We start from the raw sequence: 8326 nt of genomic DNA on the forward strand, positions 1-8326 counted from the left end.
GTGCATGCCTTGGTTGGCGGTCTCGTGAGCAAGGCATTGGGCGGTGACTTCGGGACAGGGGCTGCGGCAGTAGGTGGCGCGACGGCGGCAATCGCTCTACTGAAAGACCAACTGGATTTACTGCCAGATCTCAGCGCCAATGAACGCAATGCGATCCTGCAACTGGCAGGCGACACGGTAGCCTATGTCGTTGCGGGCGGAGGAAGCCAAGGGGCTGCTGCGGCAGGGACTGCCGGGATGGCGGATTTGTATAATCGACAATTGCACCAGGACGAAAAAGCGGCAATCAAATCGCATGCAAATGGAGACAGCGAAGAAGAAGCGCGCCTGACAAAGGCTGCCTGCTACATCCTGAAATGCTGGGCGCAGTATGCAAAAGACAGCGAGGAATATGCTCAGAACTACGTGAGTGAGGCAGAGGTCGCAACGCTCGGAAATGAAATCAACTGGGTGACGTCCCTGCAAGGAAATGGGTTTTTCAATTACTCATTCCTTGACAAGAGCGCTGATGCAATCCTGCGTGATCCCACAGGGGTGGCAGTAGATGTTATCAAGACGGCAGCGGGAGCAATAAAAACAAACGTTGGCGTAGGTCTGTGCTTATCAAGTGGAGCAGGGTGTGCCCTAGGTGTTCCGACGGCAATCTTGGGATTGAGTGATACGCATGAAGGAATCGATTCTTTGTCGCACCGCATTGAGAACAATGACGCCCCTGGGTTTAATCCAATGAGGTATTGGATTAACTCCGCATTGCCCGGATTAGGTAATACTGCCTATGATGGCGCCAACCTTGCGCTGTCGCTTTCTTCACTTGGTTTTCAAGCACCACTGAAGGTGGGGGCTACAGATGGAATAACTAAAACGGGATCTATCTTCGGCGTGACAGTGCCAAAATTCTCCAATCAAACGATAATCCCCATCCTGAATACGGTAGCTCCTTATGGGACCACACAGTCAATATTGATTTTAGGCGTGGGTTCCAATACATGGAGTGTCATTAAGGATATTTCAGACATTTGGAAGAAGCCATGAACTGGATGCGTCTGTATGCAACAGTTAGAATGACTATTGTCATAGGGTGTGGAGCATTGGGAGGGGCAGCTGCATGGGCGCTCATTGCGGCCGCCGCCTTTGGACATATCACAGGGATTGGCGAAACAAGAATTATGCTATTCGTCTTTCTTCCGGTTTTTGTTGTGGTTCTTGGCCTCCTAACGAAATACCTTCCGAGAGAGTTTTTCAAGAAAGGAATATTGGCCGATCCTCGGCAGTTTGGCCCGTGGAAAAAATAGAGCCCTCTTCTTTTGGGTAATTCCTACCCAAACCGCGACGACCCGCCGCTGGAAGTCCTTTGGTGGGTAAATTTATGGGTAGTTCTAGCGTCGAATGCCTTCTGGCCTAGATTTGGAGCGGTTCTTCGGAGAGTATTGACAAGCGGCGAGGACTGTTTGAGCCCAAAGGGCGAGTTCCGCAGCCGCCTTCTCGACCGCGCAGCGCAGGGTATCGGCCGAAGGCCGACGACGCTGTGGGGTCGCTTCTTTGGTTACTTTCTTGTCGATAACAAGAAAGTGACTCGCCCGCCGGGGCGAACTCCCGGCCAACGTAATCACGCAGTCGAGACCAGCCAGGCACGGCAAAGAATCAAGCAAGAAAGGGCCTTTCATCGTTGTACGCCTGGGATGCAATGGCGGATGACGCTTCACTCTTCCGCCCTACCTCCCTACTACGACGACAGTCTCTGTCGGACAAGAGATGGCAAAGACGAACTCCCTGCCACCGCACCCAAGCAGTCAAGACGACGTCCGAAAACCCAAGCCCCACCAGAAAAGGGCCTTTCTCAGACGCAGCCCCGCCGATAGACTCCCTATCACCATGGAATACACCCTTCAAAGCGGCTTCGACCGCATGGACTTTCCGCGCGTCACCGCGATGCTCGCCACGGCATTCTGGTCACCCGGCATCGGCATCGACGAAGTGATCGCCGGCTCAAAACACTCCGCATTACTGGTCGGTGCGTTCGACCCACAAGGCGACCAGATCGGCTTCGCCCGCGTCATCTCCGACCAAACCCGCTTCGCCTACATCCTGGACGTCATTGTCGACGAACCCCACCGACGCCAGGGCATTGGCCAGGCCATGGTGCAGCACATCCTCGGACATTCGGACTTGGCGTCGGTTTATCAATGGTTGCTGATCACGCGCGATTCACATGGCGTCTACGAAAAGCTCGGTTTTCGGCGCACCGAACGCGGTCCGGATTGGATGGAAATCCGCTCGAAGCGCCCGGCGCGATAGCCGGCCAGGCACCGCGCATCATTCCGGCACGGTTCACGCTTAAGAATGAACCGGCCGCCACTCCCAACACACCACAGAGATGATTCCCAGCCCGGACCCTTCCATCGGTCCCGATGCCGGCGATGCGCCTCAGCGCGTCGTCAAGGTTCGCCGCGACTACAACACCTGGGTCGCCAACGAGACCATTGAAGACTACGCCCTGCGCTTTACCGCCCGCAGCTTTCGCAAATGGTCGGCGCTACGCGTGGCGAATACGGCGTTCGGAGCGGCTTCTTTCCTTGTGCTCGAAGCGGTCGGTGCGACGCTGCTGGTCAATTACGGCTTCATCAATGCGTTCTGGGCGATTCTGGCGACCGGGTTGATCATCTTCCTGTGCGGCCTGCCGATCAGCTTCTATGCCGCCCAGTACGGCGTGGACATGGACCTGCTCACACGTGGCGCGGGCTTCGGTTACATCGGCTCGACCATCACCTCGCTCATCTACGCGAGCTTCACCTTCATCTTCTTCGCGCTCGAAGCCGCAGTGATGGCCTACGCCCTGGAGTTGGCCTTCGATATCCCGCCGTGGATCGGCTATGCCCTCTGCGCACTGGTGGTGATTCCGCTGGTGACGCACGGCGTCACCGCGATCAGCCGCCTGCAGACGCTCACGCAGCCGGTGTGGCTGGTACTGCTGGCCCTGCCCTATCTGTTCGTGCTGTGGCAGAACCCGGGCGTCATCGCCGACCTGACCCGCTATGCCGGCATCAAGGGAAATGGCGGCCAGTTCGACGCGTACCTGTTCGGTGCGGCGCTTACGGTGGGCATTGCGATGATCACGCAGATGGGCGAACAGGTGGATTACCTGCGCTTCATGCCCGAGCGCACCCCCGCCAATCGTCTGCGATGGTATGCCGCCGTGCTGGTCGGCGGGCCGGGATGGGTGGTCTTGGGCGTGGCGAAGATGCTCGGCGGCATCCTGCTGGCCTACCTTGCGATCCGCAATTCGGTACCAGAAGATCGCGCCGTCGATCCGAACCAGATGTACCTCGTCGGCTTCGAGTCGATCTTCTCGCACCCTTCCGTGGCGGTGGCCGTGACGGCGGCGTTCGTGATCATCTCGCAGCTCAAGATCAACGTGACCAACGCCTACGCCGGGTCGCTGGCATGGTCGAATTTTTTCGCTCGCCTCACGCACAGTCATCCGGGCCGCGTCGTATGGGTGGTGTTCAACACGCTCATCGCGCTGCTGTTGATGGAACTGAACGTATTCCAGGCTCTCGGCCAGGTGCTGGGGTTGTACTCGAACATTGCCATTTCGTGGATCGTGGCGGTGGTGGCCGATCTCGTCATCAACAAGCCGCTCGGGCTATCGCCGCGCGGCATCGAGTTCAAGCGCGCGCACCTGTACGACATCAATCCAGTGGGTACCGGTGCGATGGTGATCGCGTCGGTATTGTCGGTGTCGGCCTACGTCGGACTGCTCGGCCGTGGCGCGGAAGCGTTTGCTTCGTTCATCGCACTGGCCACCGCGCTGGTGGCGTCTCCACTCATTGCCTGGGCGACCGGTGGAAAATACTACCTGGCGCGCGGCAGCGCCGAACAAACAGCCGGCACTTCGCGCTGCGTGATATGCGATCGCCATTACGAAGCGGACGACATGGCGCACTGCCCTGCCTACCATGGATCGATCTGTTCGCTGTGCTGTGCGCTGGATGCCCGCTGCAACGATCTGTGCAAGCCGCAGGCGCGTCTGTCGAGTCAATGGACGTCCGTTCTGCGCCGCGTGCTGCCGCGCGGGATGTGGCCATACGTCGACACCGGGCTCGCGCATTACCTGTTGCTGATGTCGGTGGTGGTGCCCTTCCTCGGCCTGCTGCTTGGCATGCTGTACTACCACGAGGCGCAAATGCTTGGCGCCGACACGGTGCTGCTGCCGCAATTGCGCATGGCTTTCGTCAAAGCCTTTGCCGCCTTGCTGCTGGTTAGCGGCATCGTAGCGTGGTGGCTGGTGCTCACGCACAAGAGCCGGCAAGTGGCGCAGGAAGAATCCAACCGCCAGACGCACCTTCTGATCCGCGAGATCGAACTGCACCGGCGCACCGACGAACAACTGCAGCGTGCCCGCATCGTGGCGGAACAGGCCAACCAGGCGAAGAGCCGCTACATCACGTCGATCAGTCACGAACTGCGTACGCCGCTCAACAGCATCCTCGGCTATGCGCAGATTCTCGACGGCGACCCGTCGATTCCCGCCCATCGCCACGAAGCGCTCAACATCATCCGCCGCAGTGGCGACCACCTGCTCTCGCTCATCGAAGGCACGCTCGACATTGCACGCATCGAAGGCGGAAAACTCACGCTCGCGGTGCGCGCGATCGACTTCAGTGACATGGTCCGCCAACTGGTGAACATGTTCGAGCTTCAGGCGCGCAACAAGGGCATCGAATTCCACTTCGAACCGCAGGGTGATTTGCCGGCGGTGGTGCGCGCCGATGAGAAACGCCTGCGGCAGATACTGATCAACCTGCTCGGCAATGCGGTGAAATTCACGCAGTCGGGCGCGGTGACTTTCCGCATCCGCCACCTGCGCGACATGGCGACCTTCGAGATCGAAGACACCGGCCCCGGCATTCCTGTCGACGAAATCGACCGCATCTTCGAGCCCTTTGCGCGCGGCAGTGCGGCGCACAACACGACCACCAGCGGTACCGGCATCGGCCTGACCATTGCCAAGATGCTCACCGATCTGATGGGCGGCGAATTGAAGATCTCCAGCGAACTCGGACGCGGCACGCTGTTTACCGTGCGCATGTACCTGGGCCAGGTGCACTCCACCCAGGCCGAGCGCGAACTGCCGCGCGCCACCCACATCGGCTACAAAGGCGAGCGGCGGCGCATTCTCATCGTCGACAACGAGCAGGTCGACCGCGAGATGCTGGTGAACATCCTTGCCCCGCTCGGCTTTGAAATCGACCAGGCGGCCTCTGGCGTGGAATGCCTCGAAGTGCTGCCGCGCTTTGCGCCGCATCTGATTTTTCTCGACCTGGCCATGCCGGGCATCGACGGATGGGAGACGATCCGCCAGATCCGCGCACGCGGCCTGTCGGATGCGCACATTGCCATCATCTCGGCCAACGCTTTCGACAAGGCGCTGGACCACGACGTGGATTTGCCGGCGGAGGACTTCCACCTCAAGCCGGTGAAGGTGTCCGACCTGCTCGCCTGGATCGGCCGTAAGTTGCAGTTGGAATGGATCGACGCCCCACCTGCTTCGGCCGCGCCCCCGACCGTTGTTGCTGCCCCCACGTCGCGCCCGCCGCGCCATCACCTCGAAGCGCTGGCCGACCAGGTATCGATCGGTTACGTGCGCGGCATCCACGAACAGCTCGACCGGATCGCAGCACTGGACGCCGAGCACGCGCCTTACGTAGAACGCATGCGCGCACTGGCCCGCCAGTTCCAGCTCGAACGCATGACCGAAATCATCAAGAACGACCTCCATGCCGACGCATAACACGCTTTCCGTGGAGCCCCACGAGACTCGTTGCCCCCGGATGCGGATGATCCGCCGACCGGGAAAGACGACGCACGGCAGTACCTGTGCGCACAGATTGCAGGGCTTCCCCTTGGAACGTCACCGTTACTCTCGCGGAGATGCGTGAGATGAGTTCCAGTCTTGACCGCGCCGCCGCCGACATCGTACTGATCGTCGACGACGTACCGGAAAACCTTTCCGTACTGCACGACGCGCTGGACGAATCCGGCTACACGGTGCTGGTCGCCACCAATGGCGACGCCGCGCTGCAGCGCGCCCGGCAGGCAGTGCCGGACATCATTCTGCTCGACGCGATGATGCCGGGCATGGATGGCTTTGAAGTCTCGCGCCGGTTGAAGGCGGACTTTTCGACGCAACACATCCCGATCATCTTCATGACCGGTCTGACCGAGACCGAGCACGTCATCGCGGCGTTTTCCGCCGGCGGCACGGACTACGTGACCAAGCCGATCCGCACCGGCGAGGTCATTGCGCGCATCGCCACACACTTGTCGAGCGCGCGCCTCATGCGACAGGCGCGCAGTGCGCTCGACGCCTTCGGGCAGGCCACCATCGCCGTGCGCGTAGCGACCGGACGCGTCACGTGGCAGACGGCGCTCGGGCGTCAGTTGCTGATGCGCTACTTTGAAGGCGAAGCCGAAATGGCCCCCACCCCGGTGGTGCAATGGATCGATCAATCACTGGCGCGCCATGCGCACGCGCCGGATGCGCTGCTGCCACCGCTGGTGGTCGTGCAGGGCGCGCGACGGTTGATCTTCACTTTGCACGATCAGACCGGCGACGGCGAATGGCTGCTGGTGCTGCGCGAAGAATCGGACGCCGCCGTCATCGACGCCCTCATGGCCGCGTTCCGCCTCACGCAGCGCGAAGCGGAAGTGCTGTACTGGGTGATCAAAGGCAAGACCAACAAGGACATCGCCGACATCTTCGGCAGCAGCCCGCGGACGGTGCACAAGCATCTGGAACACGTCTTCGAAAAGCTCGGCGTCGAAACCCGCACCGCCGCCGCCAACCTGGCGATGAGCAAGGTCCGCGCGGCGCAGCCCGGCCGGGAGTCTTGAGCCAAAGCGATCGTCTTTGCCATGTTGGTCGAAGGCTTGGCTCCCATTGCCTGCCGACGCGTTCAGGCCCATGCGCACGGTCGCGCCAGCCGGCCGCCTTGGCCGCCCGCCGTCCTGGCTCGGACGCCGGCGTACGCGCGGCCTACCCGAATCGCAGTTTCATCACGAGGATCATTCCTGACAGTGCGAATGTGATCGCATTGGCGATGATCAACGGCCACGCGCCGATCAAGAATCCATAGATCAGCCAGCAACCCACGCCAGTCACGAAGACGCAATACATCCCGAGCGACACGCCCTTGGCCGACCGCGTTTTCCAGATCAGCCATGCCTGCGGCAGAAACGACACTGTCGTAAGGCAAGCGGCAAGAAAACCAAGCAATTCGATGAGTAGACGAGTCATGCCGACACGACCTCGCGTCGCGGCACGTGCTGTTGGCGGCTGGCCATGCTGAGGCTCCCTGAGATGACTGCCCGCAGCTTACAAACGATTCCTTGGGGCGACCTTCGATTTCCCGCCACAAAGGCGCGCCCGTGGCAGAAAAAGCAAGGCGTCGAGGACGGTGGGAACGATAGCGTATCGACCGCACCATCACAGGCATATCCGGGAGAAGCACCACCATGGCAGCAAATCATGCGGCGTCCGTCACGCCCGTCATCATCCACGGCCACATCGGCCGGCTCGTCGACAATCTCATCAACATCAAGGACGAAACGGGAGAGTTCCTGCTGCGGCTCGATGACGGACGCGTCGTCGACACCAAGGGCTGGAACGATTGGGAATGGACCCACGGCATCGGCCTGTACGGGTTGTATCGCTACTACGACCAGACGCTCGACGCCAGGACGCTGGCAATCATCGAGGAATGGTTCCGCAATCGCTTCAAGGCAGGCACGCCGACCAAGAACATCAATACGATGGCCGCCATGCTGACGCTGGCCTACCTGTACGAGCGCACTGGCAACAGCAGCTACCGCCCGTATCTGGAAGTGTGGTCCGATTGGGTCATGCACGACATGCCGCGTACCGAGGACGGCGGATTCCAGCATGTCGTGTACGAGCGCGCCAATGACCAGCAGCTTTGGGACGACACGCTGATGATGACGGTCATGCCGTTGGCCAAGATCGGTCTGGTGCTGGGTCGCCCCGAATACGTCGAAGAGGCCAAGCGCCAGTTTCTCATCCACATCAAGTACCTGTTCGATACGAAGACCGGATTGTGGTTTCATGGCTGGACATTCGAGGGGCGCCACAATTTCGCGAACGCGCGTTGGGCACGCGGCAATAGCTGGATCACCATCGCCATCCCGGAGTTCATCGAATTACTGGGCCTGGCGGAAGGCGATCACCTGCGGGAATTCCTGCTGGATACACTGCGGGCCCAGGTCAATGCGCTGGCACGCCTGCAGGATACGAACAGCGGTCTGTGGC

Annotated in this window: 7 protein-coding genes; 6 read left to right on the forward strand and 1 reads right to left on the reverse strand. The window is 60.5% G+C overall.

Annotated features, from left to right (window positions below; all coding sequences use genetic code 11):
• The 5 genes from ACDA63_RS19930 to ACDA63_RS19950 all read left to right on the forward strand — a co-directional run.
• The coding region (locus tag ACDA63_RS19930; RefSeq protein ID WP_373665055.1) for a hypothetical protein at window positions 1-1032 on the forward strand (1032 nt) is incomplete at its 5' end.
• Window positions 1029-1292: a hypothetical protein gene (locus ACDA63_RS19935; RefSeq protein ID WP_373665056.1), complete on the forward strand. Its 264-nt coding sequence runs from the start codon at window positions 1029-1031 to the stop codon at window positions 1290-1292. The genes ACDA63_RS19930 and ACDA63_RS19935, both read left to right, overlap by 4 nt.
• 460 nt (window positions 1293-1752) lie before the next feature.
• The gene (locus ACDA63_RS19940; protein WP_373665057.1) at window positions 1753-2295 is read left to right on the forward strand and encodes a GNAT family N-acetyltransferase; all 543 of its coding nucleotides are present in this window, start codon (window positions 1753-1755) and stop codon (window positions 2293-2295) included.
• Between the two features lie 79 nt (window positions 2296-2374).
• The gene (locus tag ACDA63_RS19945) at window positions 2375-5791 is read left to right on the forward strand and encodes an ATP-binding protein (protein WP_373665058.1); all 3417 of its coding nucleotides are present in this window, start codon (window positions 2375-2377) and stop codon (window positions 5789-5791) included.
• Window positions 5792-5940: 149 nt separating this feature from the next.
• Window positions 5941-6894, forward strand: a complete 954-nt coding sequence (locus ACDA63_RS19950) for a response regulator (protein ID WP_373665059.1) — start codon at window positions 5941-5943, stop codon at window positions 6892-6894.
• A gap of 142 nt (window positions 6895-7036) precedes the next feature.
• On the opposite strand, the gene ACDA63_RS19955 is transcribed toward ACDA63_RS19950, so the two are convergent.
• Window positions 7037-7297 carry a SemiSWEET transporter gene (locus tag ACDA63_RS19955; protein ID WP_373665060.1) on the reverse strand — a complete coding sequence of 87 codons (261 nt, stop codon included), beginning with the start codon at window positions 7295-7297 and terminating at the stop codon, window positions 7037-7039.
• Window positions 7298-7515: 218 nt separating this feature from the next.
• Here ACDA63_RS19955 and ACDA63_RS19960 point away from each other — a divergent pair.
• Window positions 7516-8326, forward strand: an 811-nt coding sequence (locus ACDA63_RS19960; protein WP_373665061.1) for a glycoside hydrolase family 105 protein, incomplete at its 3' end; no start/stop codon positions are given.

Origin of the sequence: Uliginosibacterium sp. sgz301328, assembly GCF_041807905.1 — a bacterium.
GTDB lineage: Bacteria > Pseudomonadota > Gammaproteobacteria > Burkholderiales > Rhodocyclaceae > JBGVSA01.

What these genes read in the sequence shown, in the direction of transcription:
- ACDA63_RS19935 (WP_373665056.1), top strand. Translation starts at nt 1,029, where the DNA reads ATGAACTGGATGCGTCTGTATGCAACAGTTAGAATGACTATTGTCATA.
- ACDA63_RS19940 (WP_373665057.1), top strand. Translation starts at nt 1,753, where the DNA reads ATGGCAAAGACGAACTCCCTGCCACCGCACCCAAGCAGTCAAGACGAC.
- ACDA63_RS19945 (WP_373665058.1), top strand. Translation starts at nt 2,375, where the DNA reads ATGATTCCCAGCCCGGACCCTTCCATCGGTCCCGATGCCGGCGATGCG.
- ACDA63_RS19950 (WP_373665059.1), top strand. Translation starts at nt 5,941, where the DNA reads ATGAGTTCCAGTCTTGACCGCGCCGCCGCCGACATCGTACTGATCGTC.
- ACDA63_RS19955 (WP_373665060.1), bottom strand. Translation starts at nt 7,297, where the DNA reads ATGACTCGTCTACTCATCGAATTGCTTGGTTTTCTTGCCGCTTGCCTT.